The sequence below is a fragment of the Arthrobacter sp. Soil762 genome (assembly GCF_001428335.1).
Taxonomy (GTDB): domain Bacteria; phylum Actinomycetota; class Actinomycetes; order Actinomycetales; family Micrococcaceae; genus Arthrobacter.
Window position 1 is genome coordinate 538062 of the sequence record NZ_LMSG01000012.1, and the last position, 22005, is coordinate 560066.

Consider the following 22005-nt stretch of genomic DNA (forward strand, 5'->3'; position numbering starts at 1 on the left):
CGGTTGTTCGTTGCTTGACCCGGCAGCCTTGGCCTGACCATCAGTTCGTATGGATCAGGAAGAGCCATCCGAATCCTCATACCGTTACCAGGAGCAATGATGCTGAAAACCAACTCCGCCACTCAGAACCCTTGGCGTCACCCTGCCGGGCGCATTCTGACCCTGGCAATCGCTGGAACCTTCGCTTTGAGCGCGTGCAGCGGCCCCGGGGCCGCCCCGTCGGAAGCGACACCTAAGGACTTCACCTGCGACACACAGGCCGCCGCAGACTCCGATGCCAGCCTGACCTTCTTCACTGCAGCGGGCACGGCCGAGTACGCCCAGTCCCTCTCAGATGCCTTCATGAAGCAGTACCCCAAGATCAAGGTGAAACTGCAGACTGAAGCGGACAACAACTACAACACGGTCCTCCCCCGCCTGCTCGCCTCCGATAATCCCCCCGACCTCGCCATCCCGAACGACCTCATCGGAGCTGTCAAAGACGGACTGGTCACCAACCTGGATGCCTGCGCATCCAAATTCGCGTGGGAGAAAGAGATTCCTTCCTCCGCTTTGGCTGCCGGACGTGTATCCGAAGGGGGCATTGGCTCAGGTCCCCTGTACCAAGGCGGCGGAGCGTCAGGCCCGCTCGTCGGAGTGTTCTATAACCGTGAGGTTGCAGAACGGATCGGTCTGGATAAGATCCCCACCACCGTTGCGGGGTTCGAGGCGGCCTTGAAGTCAGCAAAGGATGCAGGCATCACGCCGATCGTGGCATCCAACGCTGACGGCCTGACCGGGCACCTGTTCAATCTGCTCCTGGGAACCTACATGGGACCGCAGGACCTGCTCAACGTCGTCTGGCGGACGCCGGGCGCAACCCTGGACACTCCTGAGGCGAAGGAAGCGACGGCGGTGCTGGAGAAGTGGGCGGACGACGGCTACTTCAACGCCGATGCCAACGCCATCAACCAGGACGCGTCCTACGGCCAGTTCGCCGCAGGCCGAGGCCTTTTCCTCGTCTCCGGCACCTGGGTCACCCAGTCCCTGCCGAAATCCTTCGACGGCAAGTACGGCATCTTCCCCTTCCCCGCGAAGGACGACAGCAGCCCGCAGGTCAGCATGACCAACAACCAGCTCGCCATGTCGATCGCTTCCCGGTCAAAGAACAAGGAGGCAGCTGCCCTGTTTCTTGATTTCATGTCCACATCCGAAGCTGCAGCGGTCGCGGCTAAAGCCGGTTATCCCTCAGCCCTGAACGCCAAGACTGGTGCCGGGGTCACTCTCGATCAGAGCATCGACGAACAGATCCAGGCCGGGTACGCCACGATCGCGGCGGACAACGGGTTCGATAATTGGCTGAACAATGCCACACCTGAGGTCAACACCAAAATGACTGAGCAGCTGCAGTCGCTGTTGGCTGGCCGAACGGACGCCAACTCGATGGTTGATGCACTGGAAGCAACATACGTCGCTTCTCGAGACAAGTAGCCTGCGGTGAGCGCCAATATCGGCATTGATGGCGCGGCCCAGACGGCCCAGCCCGGACGGCCGCGCCGTCGTCCGGGCAGGGCTATCTTCCGGCCCCGCCGGTGGGCAGGATGGCTCTTCGCCCTCCCCGCCCTCGCGTTCTACGGATTCTTCAACCTCCGGGCGATCCTGCAGTCCGTCCAGTACTCCTTCTACGAGTGGAACGGCATCGGAGCCTCGACCTTCGTCGGGTTCCAGAACTACATCGACGTCTTCACGCAACCGGAACTGCTGCGGCCCCTGATCAATGCGTTCTACCTGATCCTCTTCTTCACGGTGATCCCCGTCCTCTTCGGACTTGTGGCAGCGGCAACCATGCGCACCATGGAGGGACGCTTCTCCGGTGCGCTGGCCAGGACTCTGCTGTTCCTGCCCCAGATCATTCCCGGCGCCGCGGCAGCCGTGGCCTGGACCTGGATGTATTCCAGCAACGGCGTCATCAACCAGGTCCTGCGCGCCGTCGGGCTTGAAAGCCTGACGCGTGCATGGCTGGGTGATTTCGATTTCGCTCTCAGCGCTGTCGGCTTCATCGGCACGTGGCTCTCCACCGGCCTGTGCACCCTGTTGCTGATCTCCGGAATCGGGAAGATCGACACGGCCCTATACGAGGCGGCCCGCCTCGACGGAGCCAACGCGGTCCAGCAATTCCTCAACGTCACCGTCCCGGGACTGCGCCGCGAACTAGGCGTCTGCGTCACAGTCACCATCATCAGCGCACTCGCCAGCTTCGACGTCGTCTATCTGGCAACCCAAGGCGGCCCCGGCGGAACCACCATGGTCCCCGGCGTGCAGGTCTACCTCCTGGCCTTCAACGACGCCCGGCTCGGCGCAGCCTGCGCCCTGGCCGTCGTCCTGGCCATCCTCATCGTCGCGATCATCGTGCCATTGCAGCGACTCTTCCAGGAACGTGAATCATGACAGTCACACACAACTCCGGAACAAGGACCGCAGGCCGCGCGTCCTCGAACTCCCCGCGCACCAATCGGGCAACATCCTCGAAGCTACGCGGCAAGCTCCCTGGCATCCTGCTCATCGTGGCGGCCGCGATCTTCTCCATCGTTCCTCTCATCAGCATGCTCACCGCGGCGTTGGCCCCACAGGGAAGTATCCCGCAGGGCCTCAGCTGGCCGGCGGATCCTCAATGGCACAACTTCATCGATGCCTGGAACGTCGCGAACATCACCGTGTTGCTCCAATCGAGCATCCTTATCGTCCTCGGCGTGGTGCCCATCTCCCTGTTGATCTCCACCATGGCCGCCTACGCGATCGCGATCCTGCGGATACCGCTGGGCAAGATCTTCTTCCTTCTTCTCCTGCTGACTCTTACCCTGCCCTACGAGATCACGATCGTGCCGCTGTATCAGCAGGTCCGTGAGCTGGGACTGCTGGACAGCCAGCTGGGCCTGATCCTCCCACTAATCGGGTTGAACATGCCCTTCGCGGTGTTCTGGATGAACGCGCACTTCGTCACCACACCGGCGGAACTCACTGAAGCGTCGAGCATCGACGGTGCCAGTGCCTGGAAGTCCTTCCTGCACATCCACCTTCCCTTGGCCAGGCCCGCCATCTCGTCGCTCGGTCTGCTGATGTTCCTCTCCACCTGGAACACGTTCCTGCTGGCCTTGGTTCTGGTCAACGACCCGAACAAGCGAACCATGGCAGGTGCGCTGCAGGCCTTCCAGTCCAAATACAGCACCGACATCGTCCTGCTCAACGCCGGGGCGCTCCTGCTCATGGCACCCACCATCATCGTTTTCCTGCTCCTTCAGAAGCAGTTCAGTGCCGCCCTCCTCCAGGGCGCAGTAAAGGGATAAGGGCTAACGAAAGAAATGACCGAGATGCTTCTTGAACACCACAGCACACACGAGGCAAAAACGGACTGGTGGAAAGACGCGGTGGTCTACCAGATCTATCCACGTAGCTTCGCCGACGCCAACGGAGACGGCCTGGGCGACTTGCCCGGCGTCACCTCAAAGCTCGACTACCTGCAGGACCTGGGCGTGGACGCCATCTGGATGTCTCCGTTCTATCCATCTCCCCTCGCGGACGGCGGATACGACGTCTCGGACTACTGCGATGTAGACCCACGACTCGGGACACTCGACGACTTCGAGGTCCTCGTGAAAAGCGCACACCGGCGCGGCCTCAAAGTCATCATCGACATCGTCCCCAACCACACCTCCAATGAACACCCATGGTTCAGGGAAGCTCTAGCCTCCCTGCCAGGCAGCGCCGAACGAGATCGCTACATCTTCAGGGACGGCACGGGTGAGCGCCCGCCCACGGACTGGCAATCCCACTTCGGCGGCAGCGCCTGGGAACAGGTCGGGGACGAACAGTGGTACTGCCACCTGTTCGACAAAGCCCAACCGGACCTGAACTGGGGTAACGAGGAGGTCCGTGAGTACTTCCTGTCAGTCCTGCGGTTCTGGGGTGACCGCGGCATCGACGGCTTCCGCGTCGACGTCGCGCACTCGCTCGTAAAAGACCTCAGCGGGCCGTTACGTGACCAACCCAATCTCGACGGTGCCCTGCCGCTGGACGGATCCGATCCGCTCTATGACCGGGACGGGGTGCACGAGGTGTACCGCTCCTGGCGCAAAGTGTTCAACGAATACGACCCGCCCCTGATGGCCGTGGCAGAAACATGGTCACCAGCGAATTCCAGAACGTTCCTCTACGCCCGACCTGACGAGCTGGGCCAGGTCTTCGACTTCTCCCTGCTGAAATCCTCATGGTCCAGGAACTCCTACCGGGACACCATCGACACATCCCTCACCGGCCAACAGTCCATCGCCGGACACGCCGGTGGCAACACCTGGGTTCTGTCCAGCCATGACGTGCCCCGGCACGCCTCACGACTCGCCCTGCCCGCAGGGGTGTCCGCCGATGGGTGGCTCCTCAGCGGTGGGTTGCACCCCGTCATCGATCAGGACTGCGGACAGCGCAGGGCCAGCGCCGCGACACTGATGATGCTCGCCCTCCCAGGATCCGCCTACCTCTATCAGGGCGAGGAACTGGGCCTGCGGGAAGTATCGGAGCTGCCACGAGAGACCCTGCAGGACCCTGTTTGGCACCGTTCCGGTGGGACCTTGAAAGGACGGGATGGGTGCCGTGTCCCCCTTCCCTGGACGAAGAGCGGTCCCTCATTCGGTTTCGGCTCAAGCCACGCCTGGCTCCAGCAACCCGCCGACTGGGCTGATCGGTCGGTGCAAGCCCAGGAGAACAACCCGGACAGCATGCTCAGCTTCTACAAACTGGCATTGCAGCACCGTCGGGACCTCTCTGCACTACGAAGCGGCGAGTTCGAATGGCAGAACAGCGCGCCGGAACTTCTCGTCTTCACGCGGAGCCCCCGGTTCGTGTGTGTCGTCAATTTCGCTCCCTACCCCGTCCCTTTCGAAGACTTCGGTGGTTCTCGAATCATCCTCAGCAGCGGCCCGGTCGACGGCCTGTACCTCGCTCCCGAGTCAACGGTTTGGCTGTCTCTCGACAGTGCAAGCGAAACCCTCTGACAGGAATAGGACGAGCCCCGATGTCAACTGCGAAGGACAGCGTAGAACCGCACGCCTGCCCGCAGTGCGGGCAGGCCTGACATGATGAACCTGTCACGAGCCCCTACCCATCACCAGAAATACCGTGCCCCGCAATCCACCAACGCTGCCCGACAACGACATCCGGGCAGCGCTCCGGTCCACTCGCCGAAAAGCGACATCGGACCTCGACTGGCAAGCCTTCGAGACGCGCTTCGCCACAGAATTCCCCCGCCTGCAGTCGCTGTTTCACCGCAATTACGGGCCCGAGGCGGATGGCGAACTCCTGCAGGTGGTGCTGGACGCCGCAGCGTCCTGGCTGGACCGCCACACGCGGACCTCAAAGCCATCGATGCCTCCCGCGCCATGGCACCGGACTGGTTCCAGTCCAACCGCATGCTCGGCGGAGTTTGCTACGTAGACCTGTACGCAGGGAACCTCGCCGGGCTCCGAAAACGTATTCCCTACTTCCGGGAACTCGGCCTGACCTACCTGCACCTCATACCAGCCGTTGTGGGCGATCCCGAGTTTCAGGACTTCTACTGGATTTACCCCGACCGCGACATGCCGGACGCCTACGAGCGGACCGTTCGGGAGATCTTCCCCGACGACCACCCGGGCTCCTTCGTGCAGTTCGACGATGGCCGGTGGATCTGGGCCACCTTCCACTCCTTCCAGTGGGATCTCAACTACAGAAACCCGAGAGTGATCAGGGCCATGGCCGGCGAGATGCTATATCTCGCGAACCAGGGCGTCGACATCGTCCGCATGGACGCCGTTGCCTTCATCTGGAACCAGCCGGGCACGGCGTGCGAGAGCCTGCCCGAGGCCCATCTCCTGCTGCAGGCCTTCAACGCGGTATGCCGGATCTCCGCGCCGTCGCTGTTGTTTAAGTCGGAGGCGATCGTGCACCCGGACGAGGTGGTGCGGTACATCGACCGGGGTGAGTGCCAGCTCAGCTACAACCCGCTGCAGATGGCATTGATCTGGAACTCGCTCGCCACCCGGAATGTCTCCCTGCTCGCCCAGGCCCTCGAACGACGGCACGACATCCCCGAGGGAACCGCATGGGTTAAGTACGTGCGGAGCCATGACGACATCGGCTGGACGTTCTCCGACGAGGACGCCGCGGAGCTGAGCATCAACGGGCACGACCACCGCAGGTTCCTGAACGCCTTTTTCGTCAACCGGTTCCCCGGCAGCTTCGCGCGCGGAGTTCCCTTCCAGGACAACCCGCGCACGGGCGACTGCCGGATCTCGGGCACGACTGCGTCGCTCGCCGGGCTCGAGGCGCACGGCTGTCGTCGTGTTCGCGAATTTCGCGCAAACGCCTCAGGACGTTCGCAGGCGTTAAGGATGCGTTAAGATCCCGCGTTTTCACGCAGAGGGCCCTCGGCCCGGTGCTACGCTCCGTTGGTTATTCACCCCAATCCCGCCTGCGCGGGGTAAAGAAAGTAACCCGTTGACTGCACCCACCCGCTTTTCCATTCCCGCCAGCGTTCCCAACCCCGAACGCGACGGCGGACCCGGAAACCGGCTCACCCGGTGGCTGCTCGAACACACGGTCCACCAGCCGGTGGGCCCGGAAACGGCTGAGGACCACGCACCCACCCAGAGCTGGTGGAAGGTCATGTGCCTCACCGGGGTGGACTACTTTTCCACCCTCTCCTACCTGCCCGGCATCGCCGCCCTCGCCGCCGGGGCGCTCTCCCCGCTGGCCACCCTGCTGATTGTCGGCCTCACCCTGCTGGGCATGCTGCCGATGTACCGTCGGGTGGCCCACGAAAGCCCGCATGGACAGGGATCGGTGGCCATGCTGGAAAAGCTCCTGCCGTTCTGGCGCGGCAAGATTTTTGTGCTGATCCTGCTCGGCTTCGTCGCCACCTCCTGGATCATCACCATCACCCTCTCCGCCGCCGACGCCACCGTCCACATGCTGGAGAACCCCTATTTGCCGCCCTTCCTGGACGGCCAGGCAGTCGCCATCACCGTGGTGCTCCTGCTTATTCTCGGCGGGGTGTTCCTGCTCGGCTTCTCCGAAGCGGTGGCCGTCGCCATTCCCCTCGTCGCCATCTTCCTTGTGCTGAACGCCGTCATCATCGGAGTGGGACTGTACGACGCCGTCACCCAGCCGGGTGCCATGGCTGACTGGACCGCGGCGCTCACCTCCTCCGGGACCGGCTTCGGCGATATCGCCGGACCCGCCCTGCTTGCCTTCCCGCTGCTGGTCCTGGGCCTGTCCGGTTTCGAGACCGGCGTCAGCATGATGCCTTTGGTCGCGGCGAAGGGCGCCACCGCCGAGGAACGCCTGGCCGCCCGCGTCCGCAACACCCGGAAACTGCTTACCGCGGCCGCCCTGATCATGAGCGTGTACCTCCTGGGCAGCAGTTTCGTGACGACGGTGCTGATTCCCGCCGAAGCCTTCCAGGCAGGCGGCGAGGCCAACGGCCGCGCCCTCGCTTACCTGGCCCACGAGCTGCTCGGCAACGGCTTCGGTTCCGTCTACGACGTCAGCAGCATCCTGATCCTGTGGTTCGCCGGCGCCTCCGCCATGGCAGGGCTGATCAACATAGTTCCCCGCTACCTGCCGTCCTACGGCATGGCTCCGGACTGGTCCCGCGCAGTGCGCCCGGTGGTGCTGGTGTACACCGTCATCAGCATCCTGATCACCATCGGTTTCAATGCCGACGTCAATGCCCAGGCCGGCGCGTACGCCACCGGCATCCTGGCCATGATGGTCTCGGGCGCCGTTGCGGTCAGCATCTCCGCCGCCCGCAGCAAGAGGCGGCGCGCCGCCGTCGGCTTCACCATCCTGACCCTGATCCTGCTCTACGCGCTGGGGGCCAACGTCATCGCCAAGCCGGACGGCATCGCAATATCCGGCTTCTTTATCCTGGGCATCATTGTGGTCTCACTCGTCTCCCGGGTCAGCCGCACCACCGAACTCCGGGTCCACAAGATCGAGTTCGACGACGAAGCCCGCCGTTTCATCACCGACACGCTCGATTTTGACGGGCGGATCAACCTGATCGCGAACCGTCCGCAGGACCGCGACGCCGCGGAATACCGTGAGAAGGAAGCCGAGCAGCGGGCGAACAACCCCGTGCCCGGAACCGCCGATGTGATCTTCCTTGAAATCGAGGTCACCGACCCCTCCGGATTCAGCGACGTCCTCGAAGTGCGCGGCATCGAAGTGGACGGACACCGCGTGCTCCGCGCCGAAAGCCCGGCCGCACCCAACGCCATCGCCGCCATCCTGCTGGCCCTCCGCGACGCCACCGGTGTCAGGCCGCACGCGTACTTCGAATGGGCTGAAGGCAACCCCCTGGCGCACCTCATGCGCTACCTGCTGCTGGGACGGGGCGACACCGCCCCCGTGGTCCGCGAAATCATCAGGGAAAACGAACCGGATCCTGTCCGCCGCCCCGGCATCCACGTGGGCTGACGGGCAGTCCGATGACCGCACGGGGCGACACCGCCGGGGTGAAGGGTCCAGGCCCGGGGCGATGGACCGGCAAGGCAGGCAAGGCAGCGAAAACGGCCAGGGCCCGCAAAGAGAGCGCCATCCGGCGGGCCCTCTCGCACCCGGTCCGCTCGGTCCCCCTGGCGTTCCTGGCCGTCATCATCCTGGGAGCATCGCTGCTGATGCTGCCGCTGGCCCGGACCGGCAGCGAGCCTTCGTCCGATCCGCTGATGGCCGCGCTGTTCACTTCCGTTTCGGCGGTCTGCGTCACGGGGCTGATCACCGTCGACACGGCTACCTACTGGACGCCGTTCGGGCAGACCGTGATCCTGGGACTGATCCAGGTGGGCGGGTTCGGCATCATGACGCTGGCGACGCTCCTGGCCCTGCTGGTCCGGAAAAGCATCGGCCTCCGCGGCCAGCTCGTGGCGCAATCCGAAACGCACACGCTCAACCTGGGCGACGTCAGTGCCGTGCTGCTCCGCGTGGCCCGGCTCATGGTGGGCATCGAAGCAGCCACCGCCGTGGTGCTGACCGGACGCTTCTGGCTGGCCTACGACCAGAACCCCGGCACGGCGCTGTGGCACGGTGTGTTCCACGCCGTCTCGTCGTTCAACAACGCCGGGTTCGCGCTCTACAGCGACAACCTCATCGGCTTCGCGGAGGACCCGTGGATCATCGTCCCCATCTGCCTGGCGATCATCGCCGGCGGCCTCGGGTTCCCGGTCATCATCCAGCTGCTCCGCGGGAACGTCAAAGTCCGCAACTGGAGCGTCCACCTGCGCCTGACCATCTACGGCACTGTGCTGCTGCTCGTTCTTGGCATCACGCTTTTCGCCGCCTTCGAATGGAACAGGGACGAAACACTCGGCGGCCTGTCCCTGACCGGAAAGCTGCTGGGCTCCCTGGCCGGAAGCGTCTTCCCCCGCACTGCCGGCTTCAACAGCATCGACTACGGCGCGGCCGCACCGGAGACCCTCATGGTCACCAACATCCTGATGTTTATCGGCGGCGGCAGCGCCGGCACCGCAGGCGGCATCAAGATCACAACGTTCCTGGTACTCGGTTTCTCCATCTGGAACGAGATCCGCGGCCGCGACGAGGTGACCATTGCCCACCGTTCCATCAGCGCCTCGTCCCAGCGCCAGGCCCTGTCCGTCGCGCTGCTCGGGGTGGCCGCGGTGGTGGCCGGCACGCTGGCGCTGCTGATGGTGACCGATTACAGCCTGGAGAAGGTACTGTTCGAATCCATCTCCGCGTTCGCCACCGTCGGGATGAGCACCGGCATCACCTACAACCTCCCGCCGTCGGCTGAATGGGTGCTTATGGCCCTCATGTTCCTCGGCAGAATCGGCACAGTGACGGTCGCGTCCGCGCTGGCTTTGTCCTCCCGGCCCCGCCTTTACAGCCTGCCGGAGGAACGCCCCATCATCGGCTAGCACCGCCGCCGTCGGGCACCATTAGACCCGCCTAGGCGTCATCCTTGCCGATGTTCTCGGTCCCTACCGGCTCGCCTTCCGCCCTGTTCGTCCGCCTGTTGACCAGCCAGGTGATAAACCAGAGCACCACTCCAATCGCCATCAGTCCCCCGGCGATCTGGTACTGGATGACGTTGCGGCCCACCCACGGCCCGGCGAGGAAGGCACACAGCAGGGCGGCGAGCAGCGGCAGCTGCCCGGGCGAGGTGAAGAACACCTTGCGGTTGGGGTCCCGCTTACGGCGGAGGACCAGGCAGGCCACGTTCACTACGGTGAAGACGCACAGCAGCAGGAACGCCGTGGTGCCGGAGAGGTTGGCCACGATGTTGCTCTTGGGGTCGCTGGTGACGTACCAGATCAGTCCCAGCGCGAGGACGGTGGAGAACAGGATGCCGGCCCACGGGGTGCGGCGGCCCGGCAGGACCTTCCCCAGGGCAGGCGGCAGGACGTTCTGGCGTGCCATGCCGTAGATCAACCGGCTCGCCATCAGCATGTTGATCAGCGCGGTGTTGGCAACGGCGAAGACGGCGAGGAACGGGAAGACCCTGTCGATGGGGAAGTCCGGGGAGCCCTTGTGCACCACTTCGAGCAGCGCGGCGCCTTCAGCCTCCCTGATGTTTTCCAGCTCGGTGGGCGGCAGCACGCTGACCACGGAGACAGCCACCAGCATGTAGAGGAGCACGGCGATGCCCAGGCCGGTCAGCATGGTCCGCGGGAAAATCTTCTCGGGGTCCTTGGTCTCCTCCACCATGTTCACCGAATCCTCAAAGCCCACCATGGCAAAGAAGGCGATGGACGTAGCAGCGGTGACGGCCAGGAACAGGCCCTTGTCCTGGTAATCGTTGAAAACGAAGATTTCGCCCACGTTCCCGGTGCCCTGCGTCATCACGTAGAAGCCGACGCCGATCACGATGGACAGTGCAATTACCTCCACCAGTGTGAGGACCACATTGAACTTCACACTCTCCCCCACCCCGCGCAGGTTGATCGCGGCCAGCAGGACCATGAAGCCCATGGCCACGGCGGTGATCACGCCCTGGGCGGGCATCTCCATCCAGCCGTTGATCCTCAGGCCGCCGAAGAAGTTCTGGGCGAGGACGTTCGCGGAGGTGGAGGCGCTGGTGATGCCGGAGCAGACCACGGCGAATGCCACCAGGAACGTGACGAAGTGGATGCCGAACGCCTTGTGGGTATAGAGCGCCGCCCCTGCCGCATGGGGGTACTGTGTGACGAGCTCGAGGTAGGAGAACGCGGTCAGCGTCGCGACGACGAACGCCAGCAGGAACGGCAGCCAGACGATGCCGCCCACCGTCCCGGCCATGGTTCCGGTGACTGCGTACACGCCGGCGCCGAGGATATCGCCAACGATGAACAGCAGGAGGAGCTTGGGGCCAAGGACCCGCTTCAGCTCATGTGTCTCCGCCTCCGGTTTGGCCGGAAACAGGTCATCTGAAGTGGTGCTCATCGCCCTGACCTCCACACTCATCCATCAACGTGGCCTACTTCAGGGTGATCCCTTTCGCGCCACTTTGGCAACGGGTCCTGTTGGGTGAGCGGCGGGGCGGTCATGGATCCGGTTGAGCGGCCGAGGACCTCCGTGTTTAGCCCAACCTTTAGTCCAACAAATTGATGGAACAAGCGTTTGACCTGCGCAAACGTCAAGAAACCTTGACAGAATCTTGAGGAATTACGCAGGTGTAAGTTGCGTCTCGTCGGGAAAAGTGGTTCTTGCCAGCCCACGTGAGCCTGGCATTCACAGTCGGCCCGCTGGGGGGCGGCTGGCCCACCTGGGGTGGGCGACGTCGAAAAGGACTCTTCTCATGGGCATCAGCATGAAAACCACTTCCGGCAAGATTCTGGCTTCCGTCGCACTCGTGGGCACCGCCGCCGCAGTCGCAGGCATGGGCACCTACGGCGGGTTCACGGGAACCACAACACAGGTCGATGAGCAGGTCACTGCCGGCACCGTCGATATCGACCTGACCGATCCGGGGACCCTGAGTGTCGCCATCACCGGCCTGCTGCCCAGTGACTCCGTCGAAAAGTTCGCCACACTGAAGAACACTGGCAACTCCAACCTGAACACCGTGACGCTCACCACAGCGCCCACCGTCGCCTCAAAGCTCACCACCGAGACAATTGACGGCCTGCAGTTGACCATCGAGTCCTGCACCGTCGCCTGGACAGTCGTGGCTGCCGCGGAAGACACGTGCTCAGGGATCAAGTCCACCATTTTGGCTAAGAGCGCGATCATCGGCTCGGGCACGGCACTCACCGGCCTGTCATCCATTACGGCTGGCGCTGAGGACAAGCTCAAGATCACTACCTCCCTGCCTTCTACGGCAGACGACACCTTCCAAGGCCTGACCAGCACCATCGGTTTCACGTTCGACGCGACACAGCGCACTGGCCAAGTCAAGTAGCCGTCAGTCCTGAGCATTCGGGGCAGTCACGAAGCCGGCACCGCCAACCAATAGCCAGAAGCACCAACAGACCGTCCCCAAGGCTGGATAGCGATGAGCGCAGTAACAGAAATTCCGACAGCGGCACGCAGCGCCGCCCAGGTAACTGAGCTGTCCCGGCGCCCCCGCACCCCCCGCGGCGGCGCTGGGACCTTCATCCCTGCACGGGCTGCGTCGCGCGTCAAAACCGGCTTTCGCCGCGGGGCCAACGTCCTCACAACGACGATGTTCGTCGTGGCAGTGTCCGCGTTCATTTTCCTTGCTGTTGGTCCCCGGGCCCTGGGTTATCAGACGTCCACGATGCTCACCGGCTCGATGTCCCCACTGATCCACGCGGGCGACGTTGTGGTCACGGTCCCTACCGCAGTCGGTGACATCGTAGTGGGCGACGTCATCACTTATCTCATTCCTGTCGAGAACCACCGGGTGGAAACCCACCGCGTCACGCAGATACTCACAAATGCGGACGGGACGACGGCTGTGCGGACCAAAGGTGACGCCAACAACGGTGTAGATCCATGGACCGCAACGCTCAACGGAGCGACCGTTGACCGGCACGTCCTCACGGTCCCCTACGTGGGTCACGTCATTCGCACTTTGCGCCAGCCGGTTGTCCTGAACACCCTCATGTACGGCGCACCGGCCGTGCTGGTGATTGGATTGCTGGCGTCCATCTGGCGCAAGGACCCGGAACCAGCAGTCAGTGGGTAGCCGCACTTCGGCTGCCGCAAGGGTTGCCCGCGCCACCGGCGTTACGCTCGTCGTCGTTCTGGGCTTGATTCTCGCCCCCGCAGCAAGCGCCTCCTTCAGGTCTGCCAGCCAAGCGTCAACAGGCTTTTCTACGGCCACCCTAAACACGCCGACGACTTCCACGATTTCGCTGGATGCCAGCTGCAGCCAGAACAAGAGGACGCTCACTGTCACCTTGGCCGCCACGGGCTCGCTGCCGTACGCGAACGCACTACGGGTCACGGCGGACGCCGGCGGAACCGTGTCCTCGAAGGATCAAGCGCTGACATACAACGGAAATCAAGTATTTACGGCAAACTCGGGCGCTCATGCAGTCTTGTTCAAGCTCGAAATCCGAGCAATCTACAAAGTAGACGCCACTAACGCTTGGACCAGTCAGCCGCTGCTTCGCACGTACACCTGCAGCTGATCAAGCCCGCCCTCAACTTGGATCCGACAACCCGGGGTCGCTCCTCCACGGCGCCCGGTGGCTGAAACCCCCGCGCCAAGGGTGGCGGCCAATAACGTTTCCTCAAGAGGACGTTCGTGCATCAGTACGTAGAGGACTGGTGAGGCCGCAAGACGACTCGGCGTCACCCAGCTGGCCGCTCGTCAGCTGATTGACACCGACCAATTAATGCCAGCACCGTCCGCTCCAAGAGCCACTAGGGCATCATGCCAAAGACCGAACCAATATTGTCTTGCAACAAAGGAAGTATTGCAAGACAATAAAGCGATGGGGATCGTCTGGGCGGCCAGTGCAGATAAACATGGCATCGACCATGAGGATGCCTTGAATGCCATTCTGAATCAGACCTACCATGTACAGCATTTCGATGAACCTCGGGTCGATTCGGTCACAAGGCCGGACCTTTTTATCGGCCCTACTCGGGACAGGAGCAGGATCCTTGAAGTTATGGCCGTCATTACTCCTCCGAATGACATCCTGATCTTCCACGTCATGGAAGCCCGCAGGAAAGTCCTGGATATCGCAGAAAGGCAGGCTGGCAAGTGAACGCAACAAAAAAAGCCCAGGCACCCGAGCAACTCGATACCGAGGAGCAGGCCCGCTATGCAGAACTGGCAACCTGGGCGGAGACCGCAGACATCGGGCCCGAGGCCCGCATCAGCAAGGCCGACGGTCCGGAGGCAGGCCGCTCCCTCCTCGAGGCTGCGCTTGGCTCCCCCGAAGCCGTCAGACGCGCCGTCGGCAAACCCTCGCTCAGCGCCAAGGGAACATCGCCGTCCCGTTCCCTAAGGCTGCCAGAGGACATGGATGCAAAGCTCGTGGAGCAGGCGCAAAAGGAACACCGGAACCCCTCGGCGATTATCAGAGATGCCCTGGCCGAATATCTCGCCAAGGCCTCCTGATTCAAAAGTCAGTAGTTCCGCCGGTGTCTCAGCCGCGGCAGCACCACCGCAAACACAACAGCCGCCGCGAACCCCAGGATGCCGGTGGCTGAAACCCCCGCGCCCAGGGAAAATAGCGCCGTCACCCCGGAGAGCAGCACGGGCCCGCCGGTTGATCCCGCATCGGCGATAAACCGCCACAGCCCCAGGAACTGGCCGCGGCCGCGGTCGGGCGAAAAGTCCGCACCGAGCGTCATGATCAGGCCCGAGCTGATGCCGTTGCCGAAGCCGATAAGCAGCGACGCCAGCAACAGCCCGCCGAAGGACGCAGACAAAGGAATCAGCAACATGGCGATGCCCATGATGATGGTGGACGGGATGGCCACAAACAGCCTGCCGCGCCGGTCCATCACCTTGCCGGCCGGATAAAACACCAGCATGTCGATCGCCCCGGACAGCCCGTAAATCACCGACGCCTGGGCCGCATCCATCCCCAGATGGTCCGCCCACAGCGGGATGATCACCTGGCGGGACGCGCGCAGCGCGCTCAGCAGCAGGACCCCCACCCCCAGCGTCAGGAACACGCGGGCATGCGACACCGCCACATTCCGCAGCGTCGGCTCCGGACCCTTGTGTCCGCCGTCGGGCGCTGGCGGGACCACGAGGTCCGGGATGGTGACCGCCAAAACGGCGGCGGCGGCCATGCCCACCACCCCGACCCAGTACGCTCCGGCGATCCCGGCGAACTGCATCACGCCGGCACCAATGAACGGCCCCGCAAAGACGCCGATCCGGCTGACCCCGCCCAGCGTCGACAGCGCCCGCGCCCGGAACTGGACGGGCACCGCCTCGGTGAGGTACTTCTGCCGCGCCAGGCTGAAGACACTGGCGGCCATCCCGACGACGGCCATCGCCACCGCGAGCAGCCACAGTCCGTTGGGAATCATGGAAGACATGGCGGCGGCCGCGAGCGCCAGGGCACCCACCGCCGCGGCGCCGACGATGGACCAGCGTTCGCCGAACTTAAGCGTGATGAGGGAGGCCGGCAGATTGAAAAACCACGAGCCGAGCCCGATCAGCGTGACGATCAGCGCGGACACTGCCACCGACGCGCCGAGGTCGCGGGCGGAGAGGACCACCACCGGGAGGACCGCGCCTTCGCCGATGCAGAACAGCAGCGCCGGCCCGAACGCGGGTATGGCGATGCTTCGGAAGTTGAACGGCTGTGCGGTTCCTGGCGAAGTCATCAGATTTATCTTATGCCGCCGGAAATTCGCCAGCCTTCAGGGGGTCACAAGCGGCCCCGTGAGGACTAACGTTTGCCTTGTGGGGCGCTTCCGCCTGCCCCTCTCAGCCAAGGAGGTCTCATGGGTGAAGTGTGGATCCGCACCATCAACAACGGTTTGGTCCGGGCCGACAAAATCACGGAAATCGCGTCCACCCGGGGGTCCCTTCATGAGGACCAGGGTTTTGCGCTGAAGGTCATCGTGGATGGCAAGGCCCACGTGGTCATTGACGACGGCGATCTTCCGGGCAGGCTTCCCGAACGGCTGGAGCACGCGCAGCATCTGGAGGATGCGCTGCTGTTCGCCCTCGACGAGGCCCGCGAAGCAGACGCATCCACGGTGGTCTTCTTCGATCCGGAGAACGACCGCTGGGCCCTCGCCGCGGCGGCGGAACTGGCCGGCGGGCTTCCCGCCGTCGGATAACCCCCGACGGCTGGGGGTCAGGCTGCGGCGTGGCTGAAGTCGGCGGCTTTGGTGGTGACGCGACGGGGCGCGAGGATGCTCAGCGTGCAGTGGGTCTGCTGCGGGTCAATCCTGGTGGGCAGGTGATGGGTCTCGGAGCAGACCTGAAGCTGCCGCAGGGCTTCGGGATCGACGCGGGCGTTCCGCACGTCCAATTCCAGGTCGAGGTTGTGCTTCAAGGCGTTGGCGCGTTTCACCACCACGTAGAGGGCCTGGATGCTGCGGATGGTGACGTGGCCCTTGGCGAGAACCTGGGCCTTCGCGTGGTCGAGATCTACACGGACAAGAATGCTGAGCTTTTCGGACAAGATAATCATGCCTTCCTTGCGTGGCTGCGACGCTGCAGCCGGGGAGGCCGCGACACTGCGGCCAATGGCCGCGCCTCTGCAGCCTCATTCAGCGTAGGCAACGAATGTGATGTGCGCAACATTTGAACCCAGATATGTCGCGCACACTCCTGCGCCCTCCAGGCCATGATCTTCCTCAGCCCTCCTCATGCGCACTCGGGACTACCTGGGCCGGTACACGTCGGCACGGTGGTCGACCCGCAGGATGCTGATGCTGTTGTGTTCCTCCTCAATGGAGGAATATCACCGAGTTGGAACCATTGCGCCACATCCGCTACGTGTTCAACTTCGCTGATGCCGATGGCAACCGCATCACGCCGACAGAGGCGGGCATTCCCGCCTTTGGCGTTCCCGCCGACGGTGAACACGAGGTCGTGCTGACCGACCTCGGCGACGGGCGCACGATGCTGCACATGACCGAGCGCGGGTACGGTACCCAGGAGGCACGGGACTTGTCGCAGAGCGGCCTTGAGCAGTGCCTCGACAAAATGGCCGCGCTCGTGGAGGGACGGCCGTAGGATCTGAGCATGCATATTGCCGTTCCAGGAGGTACCGGGGCTGTTGGCCAACATGTCGTCTCTATTGCCAGGGACCGCGGACATCTGGTGGCAAGCCTGACCCGATCAGAAGGCGTGGACCTGTTCACCGGCCGCGGGCTGCACGAAGCCCTGCAGGGTGTGGACACCGTTATTGATGTCTCCGGAATCCAGACGATTTCCACCAGGAAGGCCGTGGACTTTTTCACCACCGCCACCCGGAACCTGCTGGCAGCTGAGCTGGCGGCTCAGTCGAGGCACCACATTGCGCTCTCGATCGTGGGCATCGATATGGCTGCGTCGGGACTGTACGCCGGGAAGCTCGCGCAGGAGGATGCCGTCCGGCACGGAGGCGTGCCGTGGACCATCCTGCGGTCCACTCAGTTCCACGAGTTTGTGCCCATGGCCATCAGCGCCGCCTCGATTGGCCCGGTGGTCCTGGTTCCTCAGATGATCACCCAGCCGGTCGCAGCGCGGGAAGTGGCTGCGGCGTTGGTGGACGCGGCAGAGCAGGGACCCCGCGGACGGGTTGCTGATCTTGGCGGGCCCCGTCGGGAGCAGCTCTCGGACCTGGTCCGCAAATACTTGCGGAAATCCGGGCAGCGGAAGCTGGTGGTGAAGGTACCGGCACCCGGCGCCATGGGTCAAGCCATGCGTCGCGGTGACCTGGTCCCGGCGGCAGGCTCCGCCGTCGGGCTCCAGACGTTTCACGAGTGGCTGGAAGCCAGTCTTCCGATCCACTAGTGGCGCTGCCTGTGGCGCATGACCGCCGCCGCGAGCCCCATGGTGCCCATGAGGGACCCGAGGATGATTGCCAGGCCTGTGAGGTATTCAAGAATGGTCATCGTTGACGCACCTTTCATATGGCTGATGCGCTGACGCTAGTGATCGATGCTCAGGATCAGCCAAAGATGGCCGGGTGCGTTCACTCAAGATTGTTGCCCACCCAAAAGTAGGAGGCGGGGGAAGGGAAAAGCTACCGGTACCCGTCCACGATCGACGCCGCGATTTCCTTGTACGCCCGGCGGGTCTCCGGCTTCAGCACGTCCAGGGTGACCAGGTCGCCGTCGGCCACGCCACGGTCGTGCGGGACAGCGATCAGCTGGCGGCAGATCCCGGCGAGGTGTTCCTCGATGGCGTCCTTGTCCACGCGGGAGGAGACCTCGTCCTTGTCCGTGATGACCACCACGGCGTTCCGGGCCAGGTCCTCGTACCCGTGGCTCGCCAGCCAGTGCAGGGTGCTGCGGGCACGCTTGGCCCCGCTCACCGCATACCCCGCTGCGATGATGATGTTGTCCGCCGACTGCAGGATCCCGCTCATCGCGTTGTGGGTCACGCCGGTGCCGCAGTCGGTCAGGGCCACGGAGTAGTAGTTGGAGATGAGCTTGCGGATCCGCAGGTACTCGGCGGCCGTCAGCGAGTCGGAGACCTCCGGGTCCTGCTCCCCCGCGATCAGGTGCAGCCGGCCGGCGTGGTGCATGTACCGGGCCAGCGCCGTGAGCGAGTCAACGCCCTCGATGTTCGCCAGCAGGTCCGTGATGGTGCGCGGACTGGCCTGCTGGTAGATGCCCTCGCCGAGGGCGCGCTCCACGAGGTCGCCGGAGTCCGGGTTGGCGTCGATGGCGCAGGGCGGGTCGCCGCGGAATTCGGCCAGCGTCAGACCCACGCCCACCGTGGTGGAGGTTTTGCCGATGCCGCCCTTGAGGCTCAGCACCGCCGTGTTGTAGCTGCCCTGCAGCTGGCGGGAGATGCGGCGGCCCAGCTCGTCTTCCTCGCGCTGCTTGGCGCTGGGGCCCATGTTCCAGGCCCCGCCCGTGAGCGAGTAGAGGGCGCCGCGGACGCCGCCCACCGGCCGGGGCTTCTGCTCCTTGACGAACAGGCCCGGGGAGCTGATGAAGTCGGGCATGGGGCTGTCGGCGATGATGTCCGCGGTGGTGGGGCGGATGCGCCGGAACGCCGGTGCCTGCTCCGGTGCTTCCTCGGGAACGTACGACGACGGCGGCGCGGCCTCGTCGCCGTCGTACGCCACTGCGGGGGTGCCTGAGTCTTGCTCGGCCGGCTGCCCGGCCTGCGGGGTCGCCTGCGGCTGCGCGGTGACCGGCGGCCTGGCCGGCCGGCGGGTGGGCGCCGGGACGGAGGTGATGGGAGCAGAAGGCGCGGGGCTGGTTTGGTCGGCGGCGGCGGCCGCCTCGGCCCAGGAACTGCGGCGCGGTACCGGGGTGCCGGCGTCGGGGGTGTTGGAGAAATCTGGCGTCACGGCTGGCATGGTTCCTGTCTGGGCATCCTGCAGCGCACCGTCGGCACGACGGAGGTCACGGCGTCGCCGGGGCGGTTGCGGTAGCCCTGCATCTTCTGCGATGGGGCGTGCGTTCTGATCCGCCGGATCGGGCATGTCTGTCCCCCCAGGACTTTCGGCACAAGGTTCTGCGGCACTTTACGGACTGATTCAATCTGTAAGTCTAGGCGCTGGGTCAGAATTGCGAGGTCAGCCGCGGGTGAGCGCGGCGATGACGACGGCGGCGGTGAGGACCAGTAGCACGGCCAAGATGGTGTAGGCCTGCCATTTGGGGCGGCCCTTATGCGGGTTGATATCGATATAGGGCATGGCTAGCTGCGGTCACTCCTCGTGGCGGTCACCCGCACTGCGCGTCGCTTCCGGCGCAGCACGTGGTACATCGCAGAGAAGGGAATCAGCAGTGTGCCCAACAGTGCGCACAGCGCCAGGACATAGTCAATGAGAGCCACAACGGTCTCCGAACGTTAGAGTGATCCCCCATGCGATCAGAGGTCACGCTATCGGTACGTTACGGGATTGACAAATCGTGACAGCGGCGCGGCGCGCTCATTGACGATTCAGCTGCGAACGCGGCGACCTGAACGATCCGCAAAGGAGTCCAGGGCGGCAAGGATCTCATCCGAGCGCCAGTGGCGGCCACGCTTGAACTTGTCGAACCCCTGGACAACACCGGCTTCTTCCAAGACCTGCATCTGGCGCCAGATGGTTGCCGGCGAGATTCCAAGCCGCTCCTCTAACAACTCGCTGTTCACCACTGGCTGGCGGGCCAGGAGGTCAGCGATCGTCCACGCCGCAGCATCCTTGCGGGCCTTGATAGCCTCTTTCCACCGTTCTCGGGCCGCGGTGATGTCGTCCGCCAATTGCCGGCCATTGTCAATTGCACGGAAGGTCGCCTCAGCTGTTAGCAGGATTATCGGGTCCGGATCCCCCTTCCTGTATGCGGTCAGGGCGTCGTGGTAGCCGCTCACGTCGTTGAGGAGGCCGGCCGACACAGGTACGGTCACCGTGCGCGTCAGGCCCTTGTTGCGGAGCATGGCGTGCAGCAGTGCCCTGCCCGTGCGGCCGTTGCCGTCGGTGAACGGGTGAATGGTTTCGAACTGGGCGTGTGCTATCGCAGACTGGGCTAAAATCTGGACATCGTTCCGGCCGGCGTAATCCATCAGGTCATCCATGAGTTCCGGGACGCGGCGGGAATCCGGAGCGACGAAGTCGGCCCCGGCAGGGCTGGTGCTGGACGTGCCGATCCATACCGGCTCCTCCCGGAACCTGCCTGCACCCCGCGGATCCGCGTGACGCATTAGGGCGCGGTGCATTTCCAGGACGGTCACCGTTTCCAGGGAGTGGGCGGCGGCCAAGGCGGCGTTCATCGCTGCCACGTTGTCCACAACGAGGGTGGCATTTCTTTTGGAGTCATCACCCAGTTCCGCCATCCCGATACTGCGGGCGTTGGCGGTGACATTCTCAATCTGCGAGGAGGACACGGACTCGGTGCGCAGCAATATGGCCGAGAAGGGGGCAACGTCACCGCCGAAGTCGTGGTCGAAGTCCCGGATGGCCAGGGCTGCATCTTCAACTGCGGCAGTCACCTCACCGGAGGGCGTGTAACGGATGGACGCGATGAACGGCGGGACCGCTGCCTTGTACGGCACGATGGGGTTCTCAGTCATGGTCCGCGGCCCGGCGCCGATCTTAATTACCCACTCCAGCCGTTCCCACCCCAGCGGCGGCCAGCCGCCGTCCGTCTTTGCTTCGACCGTGACGTCAGCCTCGGCGGACGGCGTGAAGTTCTGTTCTCCGAGCCTGCGTGGCTGTTCCACGGTCTCCTAACTCAAACTGAGAATCTTTGTTGCAAGGTCTTTCACATCAATCGGAAGTGAAAAGGTCAACACACAACTATTTCACTTCTTGCTGGATGTGAAAAGATCCGCGCCGAAGAATTACAGATCTTCGCGGGACTCAAGCCCCGATCCAGTTCACCGGGCGGCGTCTTCAAACCACGTGCGTGCGGCGTTCAACCCGGGCTCGCGGGCCAGACGCGCTCCTCGTAGTTCCCTGAGGTCTGCGACAGGACTTCGGCTGCCCCTTGGGCGACGGTGATGATTCCCAGGCCGCTGTCCTTCACCGCCTTCATGTCGCCTCTCACCGGGTGAGCGCGAGCACCACCACCGCTGCCGTGGCCACTGCCAGGGCGGCCAGCGCAACGTAGGAAACCGCCTGAAATCGGCGACGGCGGAGCTCACTCCGTGTGTCGCGCGCGTACTGTGTGCCCCCATTTTTCCCCATGCCCCGAGGCTATAAACACAGCCTCAAGGTTTGCTCAAGTCGCGCCGAATGTGACCTCCGTAGCGGCCGGAGGCGCGATGCGGTTGACTGTCCAGATGGAATCCGACGGGTTTGCCGATCTCGCCCAAAAGGATGTAACGCACGACGCCGGGACGGTCACCGCTGTGCGTCCCGCCGGTCCTGCGGACCTTGAGGCGCTCTCCGCGAGCTGCACCGCCGCTGGAACTTCACCGAGACGGCCCGAGGGGCGCCCGGAACGCCATCGCCACAG

At 64.0% G+C, this 22005-nt stretch carries 20 protein-coding genes and 1 pseudogene; 14 read left to right on the plus strand and 7 right to left on the minus strand.

Going from position 1 to position 22005, the window contains the following annotated elements; genetic code table 11:
- The first annotated feature begins 99 nt into the window (after nt 1-99).
- The 7 genes and pseudogenes from ASG77_RS10545 (at nt 100) to ASG77_RS10575 (ending at nt 9944) form a co-directional block, all read left to right on the plus strand.
- Nucleotides 100-1470 carry an ABC transporter substrate-binding protein gene (locus ASG77_RS10545; RefSeq protein ID WP_235564443.1) on the plus strand — a complete coding sequence of 457 codons (1371 nt, stop codon included), beginning with the start codon at nt 100-102 and terminating at the stop codon, nt 1468-1470.
- Between the two features lie 6 nt (nt 1471-1476).
- Complete coding sequence (locus tag ASG77_RS10550) at nt 1477-2427, plus strand: carbohydrate ABC transporter permease (RefSeq protein ID WP_235564444.1); 951 nt, start codon at nt 1477-1479, stop codon at nt 2425-2427.
- Nucleotides 2424-3323: a carbohydrate ABC transporter permease gene (locus ASG77_RS10555; RefSeq protein ID WP_082575941.1), complete on the plus strand. Its 900-nt coding sequence runs from the start codon at nt 2424-2426 to the stop codon at nt 3321-3323. Before ASG77_RS10550 ends, ASG77_RS10555 begins: the two co-directional genes overlap by 4 nt.
- 15 nt (nt 3324-3338) lie before the next feature.
- Nucleotides 3339-5024: a glycoside hydrolase family 13 protein gene (locus ASG77_RS10560; protein WP_056344873.1), complete on the plus strand. Its 1686-nt coding sequence runs from the start codon at nt 3339-3341 to the stop codon at nt 5022-5024.
- A gap of 160 nt (nt 5025-5184) precedes the next feature.
- Nucleotides 5185-6335 (plus strand): annotated as a pseudogene (locus tag ASG77_RS10565) (alpha-amylase family glycosyl hydrolase); the annotation flags it as partial.
- 169 nt (nt 6336-6504) lie between these two features.
- A complete protein-coding gene (locus ASG77_RS10570; protein WP_056344880.1) occupies nt 6505-8487 on the plus strand; it encodes an APC family permease in 1983 nt (660 codons plus the stop codon).
- Nucleotides 8488-8498: 11 nt separating this feature from the next.
- Complete coding sequence (locus ASG77_RS10575) at nt 8499-9944, plus strand: TrkH family potassium uptake protein (RefSeq protein WP_082575942.1); 1446 nt, start codon at nt 8499-8501, stop codon at nt 9942-9944.
- Between the two features lie 31 nt (nt 9945-9975).
- Here ASG77_RS10575 and ASG77_RS10580 read toward each other — a convergent pair whose 3' ends face one another.
- The gene (locus tag ASG77_RS10580; RefSeq protein WP_056344883.1) at nt 9976-11448 is read right to left on the minus strand and encodes an APC family permease; all 1473 of its coding nucleotides are present in this window, start codon (nt 11446-11448) and stop codon (nt 9976-9978) included.
- Nucleotides 11449-11803: 355 nt separating this feature from the next.
- Between ASG77_RS10580 and ASG77_RS10585 the strand changes: the two genes are divergently transcribed.
- The 4 genes from ASG77_RS10585 to ASG77_RS10605 all read left to right on the plus strand — a co-directional run bounded on the left by ASG77_RS10585 (nt 11804) and on the right by ASG77_RS10605 (nt 14545).
- Nucleotides 11804-12406 carry a TasA family protein gene (locus ASG77_RS10585; protein WP_056344886.1) on the plus strand — a complete coding sequence of 201 codons (603 nt, stop codon included), beginning with the start codon at nt 11804-11806 and terminating at the stop codon, nt 12404-12406.
- Nucleotides 12407-12499: 93 nt separating this feature from the next.
- A complete protein-coding gene (locus tag ASG77_RS10590; protein ID WP_056344889.1) occupies nt 12500-13156 on the plus strand; it encodes a signal peptidase I in 657 nt (218 codons plus the stop codon).
- A gap of 736 nt (nt 13157-13892) precedes the next feature.
- The gene (locus tag ASG77_RS10600; RefSeq protein WP_200950740.1) at nt 13893-14189 is read left to right on the plus strand and encodes a hypothetical protein; all 297 of its coding nucleotides are present in this window, start codon (nt 13893-13895) and stop codon (nt 14187-14189) included.
- Nucleotides 14186-14545, plus strand: a complete 360-nt coding sequence (locus tag ASG77_RS10605) for a ribbon-helix-helix protein, CopG family (protein WP_056344896.1) — start codon at nt 14186-14188, stop codon at nt 14543-14545. The genes ASG77_RS10600 and ASG77_RS10605 overlap by 4 nt, the downstream gene beginning before the upstream one ends.
- An 8-nt stretch (nt 14546-14553) precedes the next feature.
- Here the strand turns inward: ASG77_RS10605 and ASG77_RS10610 are convergent, their stop codons facing one another.
- Entirely contained in the window at nt 14554-15771 is a 1218-nt protein-coding gene (locus ASG77_RS10610; RefSeq protein ID WP_056344899.1) for an MFS transporter, read from the minus strand.
- Nucleotides 15772-15891: 120 nt separating this feature from the next.
- On the opposite strand from ASG77_RS10610, the gene ASG77_RS10615 reads away from it, so the two are divergent.
- On the plus strand, nt 15892-16233 hold the full coding sequence (locus ASG77_RS10615) for a hypothetical protein (RefSeq protein ID WP_056344902.1): 342 nt from the start codon (nt 15892-15894) through the stop codon (nt 16231-16233).
- A 17-nt stretch (nt 16234-16250) separates the two neighbouring features.
- On the opposite strand, the gene ASG77_RS10620 is transcribed toward ASG77_RS10615, so the two are convergent.
- Entirely contained in the window at nt 16251-16589 is a 339-nt protein-coding gene (locus ASG77_RS10620) for a hypothetical protein (protein ID WP_327019616.1), read from the minus strand.
- 281 nt (nt 16590-16870) lie between these two features.
- Here ASG77_RS10620 and ASG77_RS10625 point away from each other — a divergent pair, with 281 nt between their 5' ends.
- Together ASG77_RS10625 and ASG77_RS10630 are read left to right on the plus strand one after the other, a co-directional pair.
- Nucleotides 16871-17137 carry an SRPBCC domain-containing protein gene (locus tag ASG77_RS10625; protein WP_235564445.1) on the plus strand — a complete coding sequence of 89 codons (267 nt, stop codon included), beginning with the start codon at nt 16871-16873 and terminating at the stop codon, nt 17135-17137.
- A gap of 9 nt (nt 17138-17146) precedes the next feature.
- Complete coding sequence (locus ASG77_RS10630) at nt 17147-17899, plus strand: SDR family oxidoreductase (RefSeq protein ID WP_056344904.1); 753 nt, start codon at nt 17147-17149, stop codon at nt 17897-17899.
- Nucleotides 17900-18131: 232 nt separating this feature from the next.
- Here ASG77_RS10630 and ASG77_RS10635 read toward each other — a convergent pair whose 3' ends face one another.
- The 4 genes from ASG77_RS10635 to ASG77_RS21820 form a co-directional block, all read right to left on the minus strand.
- Nucleotides 18132-19421 (minus strand): MinD/ParA family ATP-binding protein, encoded by a 1290-nt coding sequence (locus ASG77_RS10635; protein ID WP_056344907.1) that lies wholly within the window; start codon nt 19419-19421, stop codon nt 18132-18134.
- Nucleotides 19422-19762: 341 nt separating this feature from the next.
- A complete protein-coding gene (locus ASG77_RS21815) occupies nt 19763-19900 on the minus strand; it encodes a hypothetical protein (RefSeq protein WP_156380243.1) in 138 nt (45 codons plus the stop codon).
- 108 nt (nt 19901-20008) lie between these two features.
- Nucleotides 20009-21268: a Fic family protein gene (locus ASG77_RS10640; RefSeq protein ID WP_200950741.1), complete on the minus strand. Its 1260-nt coding sequence runs from the start codon at nt 21266-21268 to the stop codon at nt 20009-20011.
- Between the two features lie 322 nt (nt 21269-21590).
- Nucleotides 21591-21734 (minus strand): hypothetical protein, encoded by a 144-nt coding sequence (locus tag ASG77_RS21820; RefSeq protein ID WP_156380244.1) that lies wholly within the window; start codon nt 21732-21734, stop codon nt 21591-21593.
- Nucleotides 21735-22005 lie beyond the last annotated feature (271 nt).

Bases quoted from the DNA above. Each gene is read 5' to 3' on its own strand.
- ASG77_RS10560 (WP_056344873.1), top strand. From the start codon at position 3,339: ATGACCGAGATGCTTCTTGAACACCACAGCACACACGAGGCAAAAACG.
- ASG77_RS10580 (WP_056344883.1), bottom strand. From the start codon at position 11,448: ATGAGCACCACTTCAGATGACCTGTTTCCGGCCAAACCGGAGGCGGAG.
- ASG77_RS10620 (WP_327019616.1), bottom strand. From the start codon at position 16,589: ATGATTATCTTGTCCGAAAAGCTCAGCATTCTTGTCCGTGTAGATCTC.
- ASG77_RS10590 (WP_056344889.1), top strand. From the start codon at position 12,500: ATGAGCGCAGTAACAGAAATTCCGACAGCGGCACGCAGCGCCGCCCAG.
- ASG77_RS10635 (WP_056344907.1), bottom strand. From the start codon at position 19,421: ATGCCAGCCGTGACGCCAGATTTCTCCAACACCCCCGACGCCGGCACC.
- ASG77_RS21820 (WP_156380244.1), bottom strand. From the start codon at position 21,734: ATGGGGAAAAATGGGGGCACACAGTACGCGCGCGACACACGGAGTGAG.
- ASG77_RS10545 (WP_235564443.1), top strand. From the start codon at position 100: ATGCTGAAAACCAACTCCGCCACTCAGAACCCTTGGCGTCACCCTGCC.
- ASG77_RS10575 (WP_082575942.1), top strand. From the start codon at position 8,499: ATGACCGCACGGGGCGACACCGCCGGGGTGAAGGGTCCAGGCCCGGGG.
- ASG77_RS10610 (WP_056344899.1), bottom strand. From the start codon at position 15,771: ATGACTTCGCCAGGAACCGCACAGCCGTTCAACTTCCGAAGCATCGCC.
- ASG77_RS10615 (WP_056344902.1), top strand. From the start codon at position 15,892: ATGGGTGAAGTGTGGATCCGCACCATCAACAACGGTTTGGTCCGGGCC.
- ASG77_RS10630 (WP_056344904.1), top strand. From the start codon at position 17,147: ATGCATATTGCCGTTCCAGGAGGTACCGGGGCTGTTGGCCAACATGTC.
- ASG77_RS10555 (WP_082575941.1), top strand. From the start codon at position 2,424: ATGACAGTCACACACAACTCCGGAACAAGGACCGCAGGCCGCGCGTCC.
- ASG77_RS10585 (WP_056344886.1), top strand. From the start codon at position 11,804: ATGGGCATCAGCATGAAAACCACTTCCGGCAAGATTCTGGCTTCCGTC.